Raw genomic sequence first — 19,724 nt, forward strand, 5'->3', positions numbered from 1 at the left:
GGGCGAATTCATTCGCCCAAGCAGCGCGAAGCGCTGCCGAGTAGCTTCGCGAGCAGAGCTCGCTCCTACAGGGCGCCCCAGGGAACCGTCGGGTTGCACCCGACCTGCATCGCGCCGCCAATACCGTAGGTTGGCGCCGAGCGCAGCGAGGCCCAACGGCGCACCGCCGGCCCCCCACCCAACGCGCCACCCGGCACCTGTAGGGGCGAATTCATTCGCCCAAGCAGCGCGCAGCGCTGCCGAGCGGCGTGCATAGGTGTGGGGTCGGTGGTGGGGTCGAACTCCGCTCGGTGGACGAAAAGAGCGCCCTCCACCCTGCATCCAGTCCCGCTCAGGTGGCGCAGGCCAGCAGCAGGCGCGCTGCCACCAGGTCTTCCAGGGCGTAGCCGACCGACTTGAACAGGGTGATCTCCTCGGCGTTCCGTCGATGGCCACGGCCTTGCAGGAGGTCGCGCAATTCGGTGCGGACCGCGGCCTCGTCGAGCAGGCCATCGGCAATGGCGAACAGCAGGTCGCCGGCCTCCTCCAGGGCACCCTCGCGGGTGTCGACGACGATGCGGGCGCGGGCCACGGCGGCGGAGTCGGTCTCGCGCATGCTCGGCAGGAAGGCGCCCACCAGGTCCAGGTGGCTGCCGGGGCGCAGCCAGTCGCCCAGCACCAGCGGCGAACGCGAGGTGGTGACGCAACTGATGCAATCGGCCTGCTGCACCAGGCCCTGCAAGTCGATGCCGGCCTGTGCCGGATAGCCCTCCCCGGCCAGCGCAGCGGCCAGCCGGGCGGACTTCTCTGCGTCACGCCCCCAGATATCCACACGCCCGTAGCGGCGTACCTGGCAATGGGCCCGGACCATGTGCGCGGCGAGGGTGCCGTTGCCCACCACCAGCAGGCGCTCGGCATCTTCGCGCACCAGGTGGTCGGCCGCCAGGGCGGAGGTGCAGGCGGTGCGCCGTGCGGTGAGCTCCGAGGCCTCGAGCATGGCCAGCGGACGGCCGGTGTCGTCGTCGAACAGGGTGAACAGCGCCGCCACCGACGGCAGCCCGCGCGCACCGTTGCCGGGGAACACGGTCACCAGCTTGACGCCGATGCCCTGCCCCGCCTGCCACACCGGCATGGTCAGCAGCGAGGCGCCACCGGGCAGCTCATGACACCCCCGCACCGGCGCCGCGCAAGGCTCGGCGAGCCCGACCCGCAGGGCTTCGATCAGGGCGGGGTAGCCGAGCGCAGCGGCGACATCGGGGTTGGTGAAGAAACGCAGGTGGGACATGGGCTCCTCCGGAGCAGTGGCAAGCCACAAGCGGCAAGGAACGCCCCTTGCAGCTTGCGACTTGCAGCTTTTAGCTTGCGGCTTGCAGCTGGCGACCTGTCGCCCCAATCAATGCCCCCCCAGATACGCGTTGCGCACGTCCTGGTTGCCGAGCAGTTCCTCGCCCGTGCCGCTCATGCGGATTTCCCCGGTGACCATCACGTAGGCGCGGTCGGAGAGGCGCAGGGCGTGGTTGGCGTTCTGCTCCACCAGGAAGATGGTCATGCCGCTCTTCGCCAGTTCGCGCAGGGTCTGGAAGATCTGCTTGACCACGATGGGCGCGAGCCCGAGCGAGGGTTCGTCGAGCAGCAGCAGGCGGGGACGGCTCATCAGCGCGCGGGCGATGGCGAGCATCTGCTGCTCGCCGCCGGACATGGTCATGGCGCGCTGGTTGCGCCGCTCCTTGAGCCGCGGGAAGAGGTCGAACATGCGCTGCATGTCCTCGTCCGCATGCTGGGCGCCGATGGGGATGGTGCCCATCAGCAGGTTCTCCTCCACGCTCATGTCGGGGAACACCCGGCGCCCTTCCGGCGACTGCGCGATGCCGTTGGAGGCCACGTAGTGCGGGGACTTGCGCGAGATATCCACACCGCCGTAGAGGATCTCCCCGGCGCTGGCGCGGGGCTGGCCGAAGATCGACATCAGCAGCGTGGACTTGCCTGCGCCGTTGGAGCCGATGAGGCTCACCGTCTCGCCCTCGTTGATGTGCAGGCTGACCTTCTTCAGCGCCTGGATGGGGCCGTAGAAGACGTCGACGTCCTTGAATGCCAGGAGGGGTGCCGTCATGCCACTTCCTCCTCGTCGGCGCCCAGGTAGGCGGCGATCACCTTCGGGTCGTTGCGGATCGCCTCGGGGCCGCCCTGGGCGATCACCACGCCGTGGTCCAGCACCACGATGTGGTCGGAAATGCTCATCACCATGCCCATGTCGTGCTCGATCAGCAGTACGGTCAGTTCGTGTTCGTCGCGCAGCTTGCGGATGATCCGGCTGAGCGCCTCGGTTTCCGCCGGGTTGAGGCCTGCGGCGGGTTCGTCCAGGCAGATCAGTTGCGGCCGCGTGCACATGGCGCGGGCGATCTCCAGGCGGCGCTGCTGGCCGTAGGAGAGCTCACCGGCCAGGCGGTTGGCGCAGTCCACCAGGTCCACCACCTCCAGCCAGTAGAAGGCGTGGTTCAGCGCGTCCTCCTCGGCGCGGCGGAAGCCGGGGGTGTTGAGGATGCCGGCCAGCAGGTTGCGGTTGACCCACATGTGCTGGGCCACCAGCAGGTTCTCCACCACCGACATCTCCCGGAACAGGCGGATGTTCTGGAAGGTGCGCGCCAGCCCGGCGCGGTTCACCAGGTGGGTGCCGCCGAACATCTTGAACCAGACGCGGCTGCCGAACTGCGCCGGGTTGACGAAGTCGGTGGCCTGGAAGGGCTCGCCCAGCACCTTGATCACGTCGGTGCAGGTGCCCCGGGCGTTGAGGCGGATGCTGCCGCCGGTGGCCTTGTAGAAGCCGGTGAGGCAGTTGAACACGGTGGTCTTGCCGGCGCCGTTGGGGCCGATCAGCGCGGAGATCGAGTGGCGCTTGATCTCCAGGCTGACGTCGTTGAGCGCCTTGATGCCGCCGAAGTGCATCATCAGGCGTTCGACGCTGAGGATGTTGTCGTCGCTCATGGCGCTACTCCTTTACGCGGGGTGAAGCCGCTGCGGCTGATACGGATCAGCCCGCGCGGCCGCCAGATCATCATCAGCACCATGAGGATGCCGAACAGCAGCACGCGGTAGTCGGCGAAGCTGCGCAGCAGCTCCGGGGCGACGGTGAGGACGAAGGCGGCGATGACCACGCCCACCGTCGACCCCATGCCGCCCAGCACCACGATGGCGAGGATCAGCGCCGACTCGAAGAAGGTGAAGGAGGACGGGTTGACGAAGCCCTGGTAGCTGGCGAAGAACACCCCGGCGAGGCCGGCGGTGGAGGCGCCCAGGGTGAAGGCGGAGAGTTTCACCAGCACGTGGTTGAGGCCCAGGGAACGGCAGGCGATCTCGTCCTCGCGCAGCGCTTCCCAGGCGCGGCCGACGGGCATGCGGGTCAGGCGGTGCTTGATGTAGAGCACCAGCATCACCACCAGGAACAGCACCACGTAGATGAACAGGAACTTCAGGTTGGGGTTGTAGGCGATGCCGAAGAACTCGTGGAAGGGCACACCCCCGTCCTTGGCGCGACGGCCGAACTCCAGGCCGAAGAAGGTCGGCGACGGCACCGGCATGCCGTTGGGGCCGCCGGTGAAGCTCAGCCAGTTGTTGAGCACCAGGCGGATGATCTCGCCGAAGCCCAGGGTGACGATGGCCAGGTAGTCGCCATGCATGCGCAGCACCGGGAAGCCCAGCAACCCGCCCGCCAGCGCGGCAGCCAGGGCCGACAGCGGCAGCACCGACCAGAAGCCAAGCCCCAGGTGCTGGTAGCCGAGCGCGAGGCCGTAGGCGCCGATGGCGTAGAAGGCCACGTAGCCGAGGTCGAGCAGGCCGGCGAGGCCGACCACGATGTTCAGGCCCAGGCCCAGCAGCACGTAGATCAGCCCGAGGATGACCACGGTGAGCAGGTACTTGCTGGCGAAGAAGGGGAAGATCACCGCCGCCACCAGGATCAGCGGCAGCACCCAGCGCAGGCTGCTCTTGAAGTCCGGCGCACGCACGTGCACGCCCGAGCCGCTGCTTTCGAAGCGCTCCAGCAGCACGGAGCCACGGGCGCTCTGCAGGTACAGGCTGAGCAGGAAGCGACCGAGCATGACGATGCCGATCATCCAGCCGACGCGGCCGAACTCCAGGTTGAAGCTGTAGCCGTCGAGCACCACGCCGACGATGGGGCCGAAGACGATGAGCGCCAGCAGCCCGGCGAGCACCGTGTCGACGAGGCTCTTCTTGATATCGATGGGTTTTCTAGCAATGGCAGAGGACATGCTTACACCTTGGCGACATGCGGGCGGCCAAGCAGGCCTTGGGGACGGAAGATCAGGATCAGCACCAGCAGGGAGAAGCTGAAGACGTCCTTGTAGTCGGTGTTGACCATGCCCGAGAACTGCGCCTCGGCGACGCCGAGGATGATCCCGCCGAGCATCGCGCCGGGCAGCGAGCCGATGCCGCCGAGCACCGCCGCGGTGAAGGCCTTGATGCCGATGATGAAGCCGGCATAGAAGTCGAAGGTGCCGTAGTTCATGGTGATCAGCACGCCGGCCAGCGCGGCCATGGCGGCGCCGATGACGAACACGTAGGAGATCACCCGGTCGGTGTTGATGCCGAGGATCGAGGCCATCTTGCGATCTTGCTGGGTGGCGCGGCACATGCGCCCGAGCTTGGTGCACTGGATCACGTAGGTCAGCACGCCCATGCCGATGAAGGCGGCCACCAGGATGAACACCTTGGTGTAGGTGAGCTGGACGAAGCCCTCGCCGACGTGGAACTTCAGCGCGCCGTCGAGCAGCGTGGGCACGCCCTGCTGGCGGGCGCCCTGGGACAGCTGCACGTAGTTCTGCAGGATCAGCGACATGCCGATGGCGGAGATCAGGGGCGCCAGGCGCGTGGAGTTGCGCAGCGGCCGGTAGGCGATGCGCTCGATCACGAAGCCGTAAACGCCCGTCACCGCGATGGTGAACAGCAGGGTGCCGAGGATCAGCAGCGGGAAGGACTCGAGGCCGAAGAACGCCAGCAGCGCGAGGGTGATGGCAGAGAGGTAGGCGGAGATCATGTACACCTCGCCGTGGGCGAAGTTGATCATGCCGATGATGCCGTAAACCATGGTGTAGCCGATGGCGATGAGCCCGTAGACGGACCCGAGGGTCAGCCCGTTGATCAGCTGTTGCAGGAAAATACCGTCCATCACTCAGTCTCGTCTTCTGGGGGACCGGCCTGGGGTTCGGCCGGCCTCCGCGAGTGGAATCAGACGGGCACCACTGAATCACTGGATCTCTGGTTTACGTCGGCAGTCGCCTGCGCGGCACAAGCAGGAAGAGGTTTCAGCAGCCACCCGGAATACACCGGCTGACCAGGCGCGTGTGGCACCTGGCCGGCCGGCCGAGCCAGTACAGCAAAGGAAGGGCCGGGACTGCGCGAGCGACAGGCGGACGGGCCGGAAAGGGCCGAGGGGCCCTTTCCAACGCGGTCCGGCCGACGCGCAGCCGGTCCCGCGCTTACTGCTGGTGGTACTTGCCTTGGTCATCCCACTCGTAGATCACGTAGTCGGACACTTTCAGGTCGCCCTTGCCGTCCCACTCCTTCTTGCCCATCACGGTCTGCACCGGGTGCGCCTTCAGCCATTCGCTGGCCTTGGCGCCTTCGTTGGCACCGGCGCCATTGAACGCGGCGGCCAGGGCCTGCAGGGAGGCATAGGCATAGAGGGTGTAGCCTTCCGGCTCGAAGCCGCCGGCGCGGAACTTCTCGATCACGGCCTTGCCGTCGGCGATCTTGCGCGGGTCGGCGCCGAAGGTCATGAGCACGCCCTTGGTGTACTGCGGGCCGCCGGCGGTGGTGACCAGCTCGTCGGTGACGATGCCGTCGCCGGAGAGGAACTTGGCGGTCAGGCCCTGCTCGCGCATCTGCCGGACCAGCGGGCCGGCCTCGGGGTGCAGGCCACCGAAGTAGACGACCTCGGCACCGGTGGCGCGGATCTTGGTGACCAGGGCGTTGAAGTCCTTCTCGCCACGGGTCAGGCCCTCGTACAGCACTTCCTTCACGCCGCGCTTGGCCAGCTGCGCCTTGGTGGCGTCGGCCAGGCCCTGCCCGTAGGTGTCCTTGTCGTGGATGATCGCGACCTTCTTGGCCTTGAGCACGTCGACGATGTAGTCGCCGGCGACGATGCCCTGCTGGTCGTCGCGGCCGCACATGCGGAACATGCCGGTCAGGCCGCGCTCGGTCACCTGCGGGTTGGTGGAGCCGGGGGTGATGGCGATGATGCCGGCCTCGTCGTAGATCTCCGATGCCGGGATGGTGGAGGACGAGCAGAAGTGGCCGACCACGCCGATGGCCTTGTCCTGGTCGACCAGGCGGTTGGCCACGGCCACGGCCTGCTTGGGCTCGCAGGCGTCGTCCGCCTTGACCAGCTTGATCTTCTCGCCGTTGACGCCACCGGCGGCGTTGATGTCCTCGGCGGCCTGGCTCGCGCCACGCCAGTACTGCTCGCCGAAGGAAGCGTTGGCGCCGGTATGAGGCCCGGCAACACCTATAACCACGTCAGCGAAAGCAAGGTTGGTCAAGCTCAGAACACTGGTAACCGCAACAGCCAAAATACCTTTCTTGAAAGTCTTGTGAGGCATGGGAGTTTTGCTCCTGAGGGGTTATGTGATGGCGCGATACTCGAACTAACGGGAAGTTCCTTGAGCAAGCGTCGTGCCACTCGTTTTTTGTTGTAGGAAAAAACCCGGGGTCACCCGCGCACCCGGCCTGGAATGCGGGACGGCGCACACGTGCAACCCTGCCGAACCAATAGGTGCAACCCCTTGCAACCAATCGCCGAATGGCCTTCTCAAGGGAATAGCAACCCACGGCGCGAAAAGCGCAACCTGCCGTAACCGTCACTGTCACCGAAGTGCACACCACTGGTGCGCGGCAAGCGCGCTGACGCACCAATACAGGCTAGTGCATGGCGGCCGAGGCAGCCGCTCCGCGTCGATGCAGCCTGAACAAAACCACCCTCAGATGACCACGCGCAGGCATTGGCCCGCGTGGTACAGGGAGAAGCCCAGCTCGTAGAGCCCGCTGCGCAGCGCAGGTGCACCCACACCGCGCATGCTCTGGAAGGGCATGGGCAGCGATTCGGCCGAACCGCTGAGGAGGAAGTCGGCGAAGGCCCGGCCCACCACGGTGCCGGTGGTCACGCCCCGGCCGTTGTAACCGGTGACGGCCACCAGCCCCGGCGCCGGTTCGAACAGCCGCATCAGGTGGTCCGGGGTGAAGGCGATGCAGCCGGTCCAGCTGAATTCCCACTGCACCTTGCCCAGGTAGGGGAAGTAGTGGCCCTGGATGCGATCGGCCCAGGCCTTGAGGAACCACAGCGGCTTGCGCGCGCCATTGCCCAGGCTGCCCAGCAGCAGCCGGCCATCGGCGTCGCGGCGGATGCTGCTGAGCACCTGGCGTGTGTCCCAGGAGCCCTGCCCGCCGGGCAGGATGCGCGCCGCCGCCTCGCCCGGCAGGGGCTGGGAGGCGACCTGATAGTAGTAGCCGGGGAAGAAGTTGCGGCGCAGCTCGGTCCACTCGCCTTCGGTGTAGGCGTTGGAGGCGATCACCACCTGCGGGGCGATCACGCTGCCGTGTTCGCTGAGCACGCACCAGGCGTCGCCCTGGCGCTCCAGGCGGGTGACCGCGCTGTGCTGGAACAGCGAGCCGCCCAGGTAACGCACCGCCTGGGCCAGGCCCCGGGTGTAGGCCATCGGGTTGAGGGTGCCGGCGCGGCGGTCGAGCAACGCGGCGGCGATGCGCTCGGTGCCGGTGGCCTCGCGGCAGGCCTGCCCGGTGAGCAGCTCCACCGGCGCACCGCGGCGCTGCCACTGCTCGCAGCGGCTGGCCAAATCGGCCTGGCCACGGGCGTTGTGGGCCATGTGCAGGGTGCCGTCACGGCGCAGCTGGCAGTCGATGCCGTACTTCTCGATCACCGCGAACACCTGGGCCGGCGCGCCACCCAGGGTGCGGTTGAGCTGGGCGCCGACCGGCTCGCCGAGGCCGGCCTCGATCTCGTCCGGCGGAATCCACAGCCCGGCGTTGACCAGGCCGACATTGCGCCCCGAGCCGCCGTGCCCCACCTCGTGGGCCTCCAGCACGCAGACCCGCCTGCCCTGCTCCAGCAGGCGGATGGCCGCGTTGAGCCCGGTGATGCCGCCACCGATGACGCAGACATCGGCACGGACCTCGCCGTTCAGCGTCTCGGCCTTCGGCAGCGCCGGCGTCAGATACTCCCAGAGGCATTCCTGGCGCAGGGGCATGGACGGCATTCCTTAGGGCGATGGCCCGGTCAGTCGAAGGTGATGCCCTGGGCCAGCGGCAGTTCGTGGGAATAGTTCACCGTGTTGGTCTGCCGACGCATGTAGGCCTTCCAGGCGTCCGAGCCGGACTCGCGCCCGCCACCGGTCTCCTTCTCTCCACCGAAGGCGCCGCCGATCTCCGCGCCGCTCGGGCCGATATTGACGTTGGCGATGCCGCAGTCGCTGCCCACCGCCGAGGTGAACAGCTCGGCCTCGCGCACATCGGTGGTGAACAGGCAGGACGACAGCCCCTGGGGCACCTCGTTGTTGAGGCGCAAGGCCTCGTCGAAATCGCGATAGCCGACCACGTAGAGGATCGGCGCGAAGGTCTCGTGACGCACCACCGCGCTCTGCCCGGGCATCTGCACGATGGCCGGCGACACGTAGTAGGCGTCCGGGAATTCGCCGGCCAGCTGGCGCTCACCGCCGAACACCACGCCCCCCTCGGCGCGGGCCTGTTCGAGCGCGCGCTGCATGGCGTCGAAGCCGGCCTTGTCGATCAGCGGGCCGATCAGGTTGCCCTGCAGCGGATGGCCGATGCGCACCTTGGCGTAGGCGGCCTGCAGGCGCTGGACGATTTCCTCGCGCACCGACTCGTGGGCGATCAGCCGGCGCAGGGTGGTGCAGCGCTGGCCGGCGGTGCCGACGGCGCTGAAGAGGATGGCGCGAACCGCCAGGTCGAGGTCGGCGCTGGGGGCCAGGATCATGGCGTTGTTGCCGCCCAGCTCCAGGATGCTGCGGGCGAAGCGGGCCGCCACGCGCGGTGCCACTTCACGGCCCATGCGGGTGCTGCCGGTAGCGCTGACCAGGGCGACGCGGGGGTCGTCCACCAGCGCCTCGCCGGCCTCGCGGTCGCCGATCAGCACCTGGCTGAGGTGCGCGGGGGCGCCGTCGAACTGCTTCGCCACGCGCTCGAACAGGGCCTGGCAGGCCAGGGCGGTGAGCGGGGTCTTTTCCGAGGGCTTCCACACCACCGGGTTGCCGCAGACCAGCGCCAGGGCGGCGTTCCACGACCAGACCGCCACCGGGAAGTTGAAGGCGCTGATGATGCCGACCACGCCCAGGGGCTGCCAGGCCTCGCGCATGTGGTGCCCGGGGCGCTCGGAGGCGATGGTCAGGCCGTAGAGCTGGCGCGACAGGCCGACGGCGAAGTCGCAGATGTCGATCATCTCCTGCACTTCGCCCAGGCCTTCCTGGGTGATCTTGCCGGCCTCCCAGGACACCAGCTCGCCAAGCTCGGCCTTGTGCTGGCGCAGCAGCTCGCCGAACTGGCGCACCAGCTCGCCCCGGCGCGGCGCCGGCACCTTGCGCCAGGCCTGGAAGGCCTCGGCGGCGAGGGCGATCTTGCGCTCGACCTCCGCGCGGCCTTCCAGTTGCACGCGGGCGATGACACTGCCGTCGATGGGGGTGTGCACGGCGTGCTCGCCCTGCTGGTAGAGCTTCGGGTCGACGCCTAGGCGGTCTAGCAATGCAGCAACCATTGGAACTCCTGGAAAGCGCTTCGAAAAAGGTCGGCGCCAGTATTAGCCGCATCGGGGGCTTGCCAACAAACGACCTTTGCTCCACATATCATTCCTTTTGCTCATGAACCCGCCCGGACCCGCCATGCTCAAACGCCACATGCCGTCCCTCACCGCCCTGCAGTGCTTCGAAGCCGTGGCGCGCCACCTCAGCTTCACCCGCGCATCCGAGGAGCTGGCCCTGACCCAGAGCGCGGTGAGCAAGCAGGTGGCACAGCTGGAGGAGATGCTCCAGCACCTGCTGTTCCGCCGCGTGCGCCGACGCCTGCAGCTGACCCCGGCGGGCTCGCTGTACCTCTCCGAGGTGCGCAAGATCCTCACCCAGGTGGAGATGTCCACCCACTACATGCTGTCCTACGGCGGCGAGACCGAGGTGCTGCGCGTGGCCACGCCGCCGACCTTCGGCGCGCGCTGGCTGATTCCCCGCCTCAAGGGCTGGCGCCTGCGCCATCCCAACGTGCACCTGGACGTGCGCAACGAGCTGGAGCCGGATGCCCTGCTCCAGGGACGCGCCGACGTGGCGCTGTTCTTCGGCCAGGGCGCGCTGCCGGGCGCCGAATGCATCCGCCTGTTCAGCGAGGAAGTGGTGCCGGTCTGCGCCCCGTCGAGCATGCCCGCCGAGCCCTTCACCGACCCCACCCAGCTCACCACCCTGGTGCTGCTGCAGAACGCCACCCGCCCGGAGGCCTGGCACGAGTGGTTCCAGAGCCAGGACCGGCACACCGAGCACAGCTATCACGGGCCGCGCTTCGACACGTCCTACATGTGCATCCGCGCCGCCCAGGCCGGCTGCGGCGTGGCCCTGCTGCCGCGTTTCCTGGTGGAGGAGGAACTGGCCGAGGGCAAGCTGGTGATCCCCTGGAACCACGCCATGCCCAGCCGCAACGCCTACTACCTGGCCTACCCCGAGCACGCCGCCGAAGTGCCCAAGGTGCGCGACTTCGTGCGCTGGATGCTGGAACAGCTGGAGAACGGCGCCCAGGGGCCGGCGTCGCATCAGGAAAAAACGGAATGAACCCGCCGGTTTTTTTCGTTTGCCCCGCGCCCGCGCGGCTGCTTGGATAGCAGGCCCGTACAGCCACAGCCGAGCCCGTACCGATGAACGCCCGCGAACGCCTCCTGCCCCTGGTCGCCCATGTGATCGGCGAACCCGCCGCCCGCTGGGTCGACGCCCACGTCGAAGTACCCGGCGCCCTGGACGGCTTCACCTTCACGGAGCAGCGCATCCACCGCGCCTGGCTGGCCGAGGCGCTCAACCTGTGCCTGTTCCACAAGCTGGTGGAGGCGGTACCGATTGGCCGCACCTACGTCGAGGAACAACGGGCCGACGGCCGCCAGGTGCTGTTCGACCACGGCGCCATCCGCACCGTCGACTGGCCCGACAACGGCGCCCTGCCCCGTGGCCGCCAGGCCTTCGTGCGCATCCTCGAGCCCCTGGGCTTCACCGATGTGCGCACCTACCCGCTGACCCGCCTGAACATGACGGGCTACGCCTACCGGCAGATGGACCTTCCCGAGGACATCGCCCAGTTCTTCGTCTCCGAACTGCACCCGGGGCGCTTCAGCGAAGCCTTCCAGCTCGCGGTCAGCCGCGTGGTGGGCGCCAGCCGCGACCCGCTGCAACTCTGCCACCTGGCGACGCTCGATGAACTCTGGCGCACCCGCCATTGCAGCCGCGAGCAGGCCCTCGACCTGCTGCCTGCGCTGTTCGACGCCTTCGGCTGCCAGCACGGCGCGCCCCTGGAAAGCGACTATGAGCAGCTGCGCGAGGAAAGCGCCGAGATGGCCTGGATCGCCACCGAGGGCAACATGTTCAACCACCTCACCGACCGCGTCGCCGACCTGGAAAGCGTGGTCGCCGCTCAGAACGCCAAGGGCCGGCCGATGAAGGCCAGCATCGAAGTCTCCGCCTCCGGGCGGGTGATGCAAACCGCCTACCGCGCGGTGCAGGTCGAGCGCGATTTCATCGACGCGGCCGGTGCCACCGTGCGGCGCCAGGTGCCCGGCTCCTTCGTCGAATTCATCCAGCGCAAGGCCGACGAGGCCGATGGCCGCATCGACCTCGCCTTCGACAGCAGCAACGCCCAGGGCATCTTCAAGATGACGGCAGGGACCTAGCAGGGCCTCCTCGTTGATGGGTTTCGCGGAGCTCGCGGAACGCCGCCCGCCCCATCCTGCGGGCTACCCGCCAAGCGGAGTCGCCCCGGACACAGCCTGTGGGAGCGAATTCATTCGCGATGGAGTTCCCCCACTCTATGAGCGTCATTGCGCGCACCCATCCAGGACCGAGGTGCTCGCCGGCGCGGAGTGCATGAGGCGAAGCTCCGCCCGGTGGATGAAAAAAGCGTCATCCACCCTACCCAGCCACCATCATCGTGCTGGCGTGGGCGGTTTTCATCGCCCATGAAAAAGGCCGCTTCACGGAGCGGCCTCTTGTCATTGCCTGTCGGGTCAGTCGACCAGGGCCAGGGTGCCCTTCATCATCGAGACGTGGCCGGGGAAGGAGCAGAAGAACTCGTAGCTCTCGCCAGCGGCCAGCTTGGATACGTCGATGGTGGTGGTCGCGGTCTCGCCGCCGCCGATCAGCTTGGTGTGGGCGATGATGCGGGCGTCGTCGGCCTTGAGGTAGTCCTTGTCGACACCGGCGGTCATGCCTTCGGTGGCGATGGCCTGGGCGTCGGCGGTCTTGCTCAGGACCCAGTTGTGGCCCATCACGTTCTTGGGCAGCTTGCCGACGTGCTTGAGGTTCACGGTGAAGGTCTTGCAGCTTTTGCTGACCTTGATTTCCTTCGTGTTGAAGGTCATCTGATCAGTGCCTTCCACGTCCACCGAACATTCAGCAGCCAGCAGAGGGGCACTGGCCAGGGCCAGCACGGATGCAACGACGAGCTTGCGAATCATTGGAGTCTCCTTGGCAGGTAGGGCCGGATCAGCCCAGAGGGGAGACTGCCTGAGTCGGCGTGGAGTTCCCATAACCTGCGTCAACAAACCGCAGGAATCCCGCGCCCTGCGCAGGGCTATCACGGTCATCGAGACAATCAAACGGCGCCTCGCCAGCGCGGCGCGGAGAATGGCCGCATCCCAGACCGAGGAGCGCCACCATGAACGTCCTGCAAAGCCTGCTCGCCGCCTACGCCGCCGGAGCCAGCGGCAGCTGCGACGACTGATCCGCCACACCCGAGCTGCCCCTACCGTTCGGAAGCTGCGTCCACGCGCCGCTTCCGGGACGCCACGCGAGCCGTTAATCTTGCCGACTTTTTTCGGGAGTCGACCATGACCTTGCGCTCCGTGTGCGTATTCTGCGGTGCCAGCCCCGGCGCCAATCCGATCTACCAACGTGCCGCCAGCGACCTGGGTCGCACCCTGGCCGAGCGTGGCCTGACGCTGGTCTACGGCGGTGGCGCGGTCGGCCTGATGGGCACCGTGGCCGATGCCGCCCTGGCGGCCGGTGGCGAGGTGATCGGCATCATCCCGCAGAGCCTCAAGGAGGCCGAGATCGGCCACAAGGGCCTGACCCGCCTGGAAGTGGTGGACGGCATGCACGCCCGCAAGGCCCGCATGGCCGAGCTGGCCGACGCCTTCATCGCCCTGCCCGGCGGCCTGGGCACCCTGGAGGAACTCTTCGAGGTATGGACCTGGGGCCAGCTCGGCTACCACAGCAAGCCCCTGGGCCTGCTGGAGGTGAACAGCTTCTACGGCAAGCTCACCGAATTCCTCGACCACCTGGTGGAAGAGCGCTTCGTGCGCGACCAGCACCGCGGCATGCTGCAGGTCGGCTGCACCCCGGACATCCTGCTGGAACGCCTGGAAGCCTGGCGCCCCACCGTGGCGCCCAAGTGGGTCGATCGCAAACCCCACTGATCCCTCTGGACAGCCCGGACGGCCGTGCCCCAGCATGCCGCCTGGGCTGACCCGGCCCGCCGAACGGACGTGGCCCGCCCCATGAAGAAGCTTTTCATCGCCCTGCTCCTGGGCCTTGCGCTCTATGGCGTGCAACAACGCCATCCAGGCCTGCTCCAGGGCCTCACCGGCGCACCCGCAGCCAGCGTAACCAACACCAGCGCGCTGTTGCGCCAGGCCTTCGAGGATCGCCGCAGCGACCTGCAGGTCGAGGGGCGTGCCGTGGTCACCCGCGTATTGCGCGACGACCTCAAGGGCAGTCGCCACCAGCGCTTCCTGATGCGTACCGACGACGGCCTGAGCCTGCTGGTGGCGCACAACATCGACCTGGCGCCCCGCGTCGAGGGCCTGCGCGAAGGCGACACGATCGAATTCGCCGGCGAATACGAATGGAACGACAAGGGCGGGGTGATCCACTGGACCCACCACGACCCACGCGGCCGCCACCCGGGCGGCTGGCTGAGGCACAACGGCAGGACCTACCAATAGGGAGCGGGCGATGAGCGAGGACGAAGGACGCGTCAAGGTCTACTACAACAGCGCCTGCCCCGTGTGCCGGGCGGGCATCGAAGGGCAGAAGGACAAATCCACCGCCTGCGAGATCGAGTGGGCCGACGTGCATGCCGACAACCAGGCGGTGGAGGAAATCGGCGAGGCGCTGGAGTACGTCCGCGAGCGCCTGCACCTGGTGGACGAACAGGGCGTGAAGCGCATGGGCGTGGACGCCTTCATCGTGCTCTGGCGCCACTCGCCGAAGGAGCGCTGGAAGGCCCACCTGCTCTCCCTGCCGCTGATCCACGGACTGGCGCAACTGGGCTACAAGGCCTTCGCCCGCCTGCTCTATCTCTGGAACCGCTCGAAACGACACTGGTGAACATGGACATACTCGAACGCATCGACGACAACGACCGCCAGCGCCTGGTGGAGGTCTGGGAAGCCGCCGTGCGCGCTACCCACCACTTCCTCGGCGAGGACGACATCCAGTTCTTCAAACCGCTGGTGCGCGACGCCTACCTGGACTCGGTGAAGCTGGCCTGCAGCCGCGACGCCGAGGGGCGCATCCAGGGCTTCATCGGCACCGCCGAAGGCAAGGTGGAAATGCTCTTCGTCGACCCGGCGCAGCACGGCAAGGGCATCGGCCGCACCCTGCTGCTCCACGCCATCGACCACGAAGGCGCGACGACGGTGGACGTGAACGAGCAGAACCCGCAGGCGGTGGGTTTCTACCTGCGCATGGGCTTCGAAGTGGCCAGCCGCTCGGAGCTGGATGGCTCGGGCAAGCCGTTTCCCATCCTGCATCTGCGTTTGAAAGGGTCGTAGCGTCGGGAGCAGCAGCGTTTCGTAGGTTGGCGCCGAGCGCAGCGAGGCCCAACGGTGCAGGGTTCAGGCCCGCCAGACGCTTCCGGGCTGAAGCCCGGGCTACGCTGCTGCGTTCGTCGCGAACGGAGCCCGGCGGGAGCACCGCTGGTGGATGAAAAGAGCGTCATCCACCCTACAAAAGCGAGACTCCGCGCCGATCACTTCACTCGCCCGGCCTAGCCCTGCTGCACGATCACCGTCTGCGCCGGCATCGGCGCGGGGAAGTCGGAGCCAAGGGCATCCTTGATGGTGCGGTTGGTGTCGAAGTACACCTGCCAGTAATGGTCGTTGTGGCAGTAGGGGCGCACCGCCAGCACCGGGCCCACCAGGTTGAACTCGAGGATCTCCACCTCCACCGCCGGCTCCCCCAGCACGTGGGGGATTGCGGCCACCCGCGCCTTGAGCAACGCCACCGCCGCAGCATGGTCGGCAGCGCCGGAGAGCTGCGCCTTGAGGTCGACGCGGCGGTAGGCGTTGTGGGTGAAGTTCTGGATGTTGTCGGTGAATATCTTGTTGTTGCCCACCAGGGTCAGCACGTTGTCCGGCGTGTTGATGGCGGTGGCGAACAGGCCGATCTCCTTCACCGTGCCGACGACGCCGCCGGCGCTGATGAAGTCGCCGACCTTGAACGGCCGCAGCACGATGATGAAGCCGCCCGCCGCGAGGTTGGCCAGGAGCCCCGACCAGGCCATGCCGATGGCCAGGCCGACCGCTGCGATCAACGCCGCGAGGCTGGTGGTCTGCACGCCGAAGTAGCCGAGGATGCCCACCACCAGGAGGATGTTCAGGGTCACGGTGATGAACGAGCCGACGTAGCGCAGCACGGTCGGATCGACCCGCTGGCGCTCCAGGGATTTCTGCACCAGGCCGACCGCGAAGCCGATCAGCCAGCGCCCCACCACCCAGAAGACGATGGCGACGACTATCTTCACGCCGAAGCTGGTGGCGTATTGCATGACGGTGTTCATGAAGGCGCTGACCTTCTCGGTCCCGACCGTCACTATCGTTGTTTCGTCCATGGCGAGCGCTCCGTGGGAGATGGCTCGTTTGACGCTAGCAACGCCCGGCCCAAGCGCAACGGCAGGCGCGCGAAATATCGCCCGGCCGGTGCCGCCACCGGGCCCCGTGTTTCAGCCTTGAGACAGAAGCGCGGGCGAACCCGGTCAGATCGCCATCTCCCACAGCGGCATGACCGTCACCCGAACCTCCGGGTCGTGGCTGCCGCCACCGAGGATCACCCCCCGCAGGGGCGACACGTCGGAGAAGTCGCGACCCCAGCCCAGGGTGATGTGCTCCAGGTCCGGGAGGATGTTGTTGGTGGGGTCGAAATCCACCCAGCCGTTGCGCGGGCAGTACACCGAGACCCAGGCGTGGGAGGCGTCGGCGCCGATCAGCCGGGGCTGCCCGGGCGGCGGCTGGGTCAGCAGGTAGCCGCTGACGTAGCGTGCGGCCAGGCCCTTGGAGCGCAGGCAGGCGAGCATCAGGTGGGCGAAGTCCTGGCACACGCCGCGACGGCGCTCCAGCACCTCGGTCAGCGGGGTCGCCACCTGGGTGGCCTCGGCGTCGAAATCGAAGCCGGTGAAGATCTTTTCCATCAGCGCGGCAGCGCAGAGCAGCAGCGGCCGACCGAGGGGGAAGCAGTCCTCGGCGAAGTCGGCGAACTGGCGCTTGATGCGCACGTAGGGCGACTCGACCCGATAGCGGCAGGCCTCCAGCGCCTCGGCCCCCAGAGGACGCCCGGTGAAGGCCTGGCCGGCCAGCGCCAGCTCCCAGGGGGGCGAGCTGTCCAGCGCATGGGGGCCGCGGGGCAGCACCTCCACCAGCAGCCGCGCGTTGACCTGCAATTGGTCGTGGGGCCGCTCGAAGGCGAGGCGGCACAGCGGGTTGCCGAACACGTCGAGCCCTTCGCTGCGCGAGGACGGCGACGGGTTGATCTCCAGGTCCTGCCCGCTGCACAGCTGCCAGGGGCACTCGCGCGGCCACAGGTGCACCAGCTGCTGGGCCAGCGACACCGGCGCGGCGTAGCGGTAGTGGGTGTCGTGGAACACCTGGTAGCGCGCGCCCTGGGGGGCGACGGAGGCGGCTTGGGAGTGCATCAGGTGGATACCGTTTGCTGGCTGACGTCGTCGACATGGGCAAAATAGCGCAAAGCGAGGCGATCCGAGACCTGGCCGACCATCTGGCCGATCTCGCCGAGCAGGTGCGCCAACCCCTCCAGCACCTCGTCGAGGCTGTCGCTGCCGAACAGCGGGTTTTCCAGGGTGCCCAGGTCGAAGGCCAGCAGGCGGCCGATCAGGCCGCTCAGCATCAGCTCCTGGGGCGCGCCGAATTCCTCGTGCAGCCGGCCCAGCGAGCGCTCCAGGGCCTGCAGCTGGAACCGCAGTGCATGGGGGTTCTGCTCGTGCAGCAGAAGCAGGTCGAGCACCGGGATCAGCTGCGGCGAGGCCAGGTAGCGCGAGCGGTAGGTGATGGTGCTGTTGCCCAGCTCCAGCAGCCACTCCAGGGCCCCCGGGTCCCAGGCGGCACCGCCGCGCAGGAAGCCGGCGATGCTCTCGGCGAAGAAGCTCACCCGTTCGATGCGCCGGCCGATCATCAGGAAGCGCCAGCCGTCGTCGCGGGTCATGTCGTCGAGGGCGAAACCGGAGAGCGCCGCCAGTGACATCAGCAGGCGGCTGAGGAAGTCCAGGGCGTCGCCCAGGTCCATGCGCGCCGGGTCCAGCCCCTGGGCTTCCTGCTGGAGTTCCAGCACCGCGTGCCAGTTCTCCCGCGACAGGCGGCCGCGCACCTGGGCCGCCGCCCAGTGCAGGCGACGCAGGTTGGCGCTGAGGCTGAAGGCCCAGTCATCGCTGAGCAGCGCCTGGAGCAGGCGTCGGTCCAGGGGCTCGTCGCCGGGCGGCAGCTGGCCCAGGGCCTCGGCCAGCTCCAGCGCGGCCTGCCGGGCCCGCTCGTCACCGTCGGCGTCGACGTAGCGCGACAGCACCACGCGCAGCAGCCGCGCGGCGTCATCGCAACGTTCGGCATAGCGGCCGAACCAGAACAGGTTCTCCACCACCCGCGAGGGCAGGTAGGGGTCCTGGCGGATCAGGTCGCGCACACCGACGGTGCGCGGGCGCAGGGGCTCCCCGGTCACCGGCCGGTCGGCGAGCACCCAGGTGTCCTTGCTGGCACCGCCGCGCTGCATGGACACCACTTCGGCGTCCGCCTCGGAGGCCACGCGCGTGAGGCCGCCGGGCATCACCCAGTAACCGCCGTCGGCGGTGGCCACGGCGAACACGCGCATGCCGATGGCCCGCGAATGCAGGGCACCGCGCTCGCCTTCGGCCTGCCACACCGGCGCCTGGGACAACTGCGCCTGGCGCTGGGCGACGTAGGCGTGGGGGCGTGCCTGCAGGCGCTTGCGCAGCGCCTCCAGCGCGTGCGGCGCCAGGTTGTGGCCGAACACCGGCTCGAAGCTCTGCGAGGGGAAGGCCGGCTTGATCACCAGGCCCTCCAGGGCGCCGAGGGTTTCCTGCAGCACGCCGGGGGTGCCGCACCAGCGGGTGCCGACGGTGGGCAGCAAGAGCTCTTCGCCGAACAGGCGGCGGTTGACGGCGGGCAGGAAGCCCAGCAGGCCGGGGGACTCCAGTACGCCGCTGCCCAGGGCGTTGGCCACCAGCACGCGGCCACGGCGCACGGCGTCGAGCAGGCCGGGCACGCCGAGGGCCGAGTCGGTGCGCAGCTCGAGGGGGTCGCAGAAATCGTCATCCAGGCGACGCAACACGGCGTGCACGCGCTTCAGGCCGCCCAGGGTCTTGAGGTAGAGGGTGGCGTCGCGCACGGTCAGGTCGTGGCCCTCCACCAGGGGGAAGCCCAGCTGGCGCGCGAGGTAGAGGTGCTCGAAGTAGGTCTCGTTGAAACGTCCCGGCGTGAGCAGCACCACCAGGGGCGTCTCGCCGTCGCCGGGGGCCTGGCGGATCAGCGTCTCCTGCAGCGCGCGGAAGTAGCCGGCCAGGTACTGCACGCGCAGGTCGCGGTACAGCTCCGGGAAGGCGCGCGAGACGATCTGCCGGTTTTCCAGCGCATAGCCGGCACCCGAGGGCGCCTGGGTGCGGTCGGCGAGCACGTGCCACTGGCCGTCGGCATCGCGCGCCAGGTCGACCGCGTAGCTGTGCAGGTAGGTGCCGCCGATGGCCTGAACGCCCTGGCAGGGCCACAGGAAGCTGGTGTGGCCGAATACCAGCTCGCTGGGTAGCAGGCCTTCGGCGATGAGTTTCTGCTCGCCGTAGACGTCGGCCAGCACGGCGTTGAGCAGGCGCGCGCGCTGGGCCACGCCCTGGGCGATGGGCTGCCATTGCTCGGCGGAAATCAGGTTGGGCAGCAGGTCCAGCTCCCAGGGGCGGTCGGTACCCTTGGGGTCGGCGTAGACGTTGTAGGTGACGCCGTTCTCCTGGATCTGCCGCGCCAGCAGCTCCTGGCGCTGGCGCAACTGGGCGGCGCTGCTGCGCTGCAGCTGGAGGTACAGGCGCAGCCAGTGCGGACGCACCTCGCCGGTGGCGTCGAGCAGCTCGTGGTAGGCCGTGTCGGTCAGGGGGTAGTGGGCAAGCAGGTCGGACATCTGGTACTCGCGAATGGATGCGCCCGTTCTCAATTGTAATCCTGGGTGCCGCCGCAG

Annotated in this window: 18 protein-coding genes; 6 read left to right on the forward strand and 12 right to left on the reverse strand. The window is 68.2% G+C overall.

Annotated features, from left to right (window positions below; all coding sequences use genetic code 11):
- Positions 1-331: 331 nt before the first annotated feature.
- The 8 genes from lhpI to amaB all read right to left on the reverse strand — a co-directional run bounded on the left by lhpI (position 332) and on the right by amaB (position 9,775).
- The gene (lhpI, locus tag HSX14_RS27405) at positions 332-1,264 is read right to left on the reverse strand and encodes a bifunctional Delta(1)-pyrroline-2-carboxylate/Delta(1)-piperideine-2-carboxylate reductase (protein WP_173171439.1); all 933 of its coding nucleotides are present in this window, start codon (positions 1,262-1,264) and stop codon (positions 332-334) included.
- Positions 1,265-1,372: 108 nt separating this feature from the next.
- Positions 1,373-2,089 (reverse strand): ABC transporter ATP-binding protein, encoded by a 717-nt coding sequence (locus tag HSX14_RS27410; RefSeq protein ID WP_111263800.1) that lies wholly within the window; start codon positions 2,087-2,089, stop codon positions 1,373-1,375.
- Positions 2,086-2,961, reverse strand: a complete 876-nt coding sequence (locus HSX14_RS27415) for an ATP-binding cassette domain-containing protein (protein WP_173171436.1) — start codon at positions 2,959-2,961, stop codon at positions 2,086-2,088. The genes HSX14_RS27410 and HSX14_RS27415 overlap by 4 nt, the downstream gene beginning before the upstream one ends.
- Positions 2,958-4,244: a high-affinity branched-chain amino acid ABC transporter permease LivM gene (livM, locus tag HSX14_RS27420; protein ID WP_173171434.1), complete on the reverse strand. Its 1,287-nt coding sequence runs from the start codon at positions 4,242-4,244 to the stop codon at positions 2,958-2,960. Before livM ends, HSX14_RS27415 begins: the two co-directional genes overlap by 4 nt.
- Before the next feature lie 2 nt (positions 4,245-4,246).
- Positions 4,247-5,161: an ABC transporter permease subunit gene (locus tag HSX14_RS27425; RefSeq protein WP_111263822.1), complete on the reverse strand. Its 915-nt coding sequence runs from the start codon at positions 5,159-5,161 to the stop codon at positions 4,247-4,249.
- 310 nt (positions 5,162-5,471) lie between these two features.
- Entirely contained in the window at positions 5,472-6,593 is a 1,122-nt protein-coding gene (locus HSX14_RS27430; RefSeq protein ID WP_173171432.1) for a branched-chain amino acid ABC transporter substrate-binding protein, read from the reverse strand.
- Positions 6,594-6,971: 378 nt separating this feature from the next.
- Entirely contained in the window at positions 6,972-8,255 is a 1,284-nt protein-coding gene (gene amaA / locus HSX14_RS27435) for an L-pipecolate oxidase (protein ID WP_173171430.1), read from the reverse strand.
- A 29-nt stretch (positions 8,256-8,284) separates the two neighbouring features.
- Entirely contained in the window at positions 8,285-9,775 is a 1,491-nt protein-coding gene (gene amaB, locus HSX14_RS27440; RefSeq protein ID WP_173171428.1) for an L-piperidine-6-carboxylate dehydrogenase, read from the reverse strand.
- A 124-nt stretch (positions 9,776-9,899) separates the two neighbouring features.
- Here amaB and HSX14_RS27445 point away from each other — a divergent pair, with 124 nt between their 5' ends.
- Both HSX14_RS27445 and HSX14_RS27450 read left to right on the forward strand, forming a co-directional pair.
- Positions 9,900-10,829: a LysR family transcriptional regulator gene (locus HSX14_RS27445; protein ID WP_173171426.1), complete on the forward strand. Its 930-nt coding sequence runs from the start codon at positions 9,900-9,902 to the stop codon at positions 10,827-10,829.
- Positions 10,830-10,912: 83 nt separating this feature from the next.
- On the forward strand, positions 10,913-11,932 hold the full coding sequence (locus HSX14_RS27450) for a DUF1338 domain-containing protein (RefSeq protein WP_173171424.1): 1,020 nt from the start codon (positions 10,913-10,915) through the stop codon (positions 11,930-11,932).
- A 333-nt stretch (positions 11,933-12,265) separates the two neighbouring features.
- Here HSX14_RS27450 and azu read toward each other — a convergent pair whose 3' ends face one another.
- Entirely contained in the window at positions 12,266-12,715 is a 450-nt protein-coding gene (gene azu, locus HSX14_RS27455; protein WP_111263808.1) for an azurin, read from the reverse strand.
- Positions 12,716-13,087: 372 nt separating this feature from the next.
- Between azu and HSX14_RS27460 the strand changes: the two genes are divergently transcribed.
- The 4 genes from HSX14_RS27460 (at position 13,088) to HSX14_RS27475 (ending at position 15,034) form a co-directional block, all read left to right on the forward strand.
- Positions 13,088-13,675, forward strand: a complete 588-nt coding sequence (locus HSX14_RS27460; protein WP_173171423.1) for a cytokinin riboside 5'-monophosphate phosphoribohydrolase — start codon at positions 13,088-13,090, stop codon at positions 13,673-13,675.
- An 81-nt stretch (positions 13,676-13,756) separates the two neighbouring features.
- A complete protein-coding gene (locus tag HSX14_RS27465; RefSeq protein ID WP_173171421.1) occupies positions 13,757-14,203 on the forward strand; it encodes a DUF3465 domain-containing protein in 447 nt (148 codons plus the stop codon).
- 10 nt (positions 14,204-14,213) lie between these two features.
- Complete coding sequence (locus tag HSX14_RS27470; protein ID WP_173171419.1) at positions 14,214-14,588, forward strand: thiol-disulfide oxidoreductase DCC family protein; 375 nt, start codon at positions 14,214-14,216, stop codon at positions 14,586-14,588.
- Positions 14,589-14,590: 2 nt separating this feature from the next.
- The gene (locus HSX14_RS27475; protein ID WP_173171417.1) at positions 14,591-15,034 is read left to right on the forward strand and encodes an acetyltransferase; all 444 of its coding nucleotides are present in this window, start codon (positions 14,591-14,593) and stop codon (positions 15,032-15,034) included.
- Between the two features lie 215 nt (positions 15,035-15,249).
- On the opposite strand, the gene HSX14_RS27480 is transcribed toward HSX14_RS27475, so the two are convergent.
- The 3 genes from HSX14_RS27480 to HSX14_RS27490 all read right to left on the reverse strand — a co-directional run bounded on the left by HSX14_RS27480 (position 15,250) and on the right by HSX14_RS27490 (position 19,667).
- The gene (locus HSX14_RS27480) at positions 15,250-16,092 is read right to left on the reverse strand and encodes a mechanosensitive ion channel family protein (protein ID WP_173171415.1); all 843 of its coding nucleotides are present in this window, start codon (positions 16,090-16,092) and stop codon (positions 15,250-15,252) included.
- Positions 16,093-16,236: 144 nt separating this feature from the next.
- On the reverse strand, positions 16,237-17,169 hold the full coding sequence (locus HSX14_RS27485; RefSeq protein ID WP_173171412.1) for a transglutaminase family protein: 933 nt from the start codon (positions 17,167-17,169) through the stop codon (positions 16,237-16,239).
- Positions 17,169-19,667, reverse strand: a complete 2,499-nt coding sequence (locus HSX14_RS27490; RefSeq protein WP_173171410.1) for a circularly permuted type 2 ATP-grasp protein — start codon at positions 19,665-19,667, stop codon at positions 17,169-17,171. Before HSX14_RS27490 ends, HSX14_RS27485 begins: the two co-directional genes overlap by 1 nt.
- Positions 19,668-19,724 lie beyond the last annotated feature (57 nt).

Origin of the sequence: Pseudomonas tohonis (assembly GCF_012767755.2) — a bacterium.
Lineage (GTDB): Bacteria > Pseudomonadota > Gammaproteobacteria > Pseudomonadales > Pseudomonadaceae > Metapseudomonas > Metapseudomonas tohonis.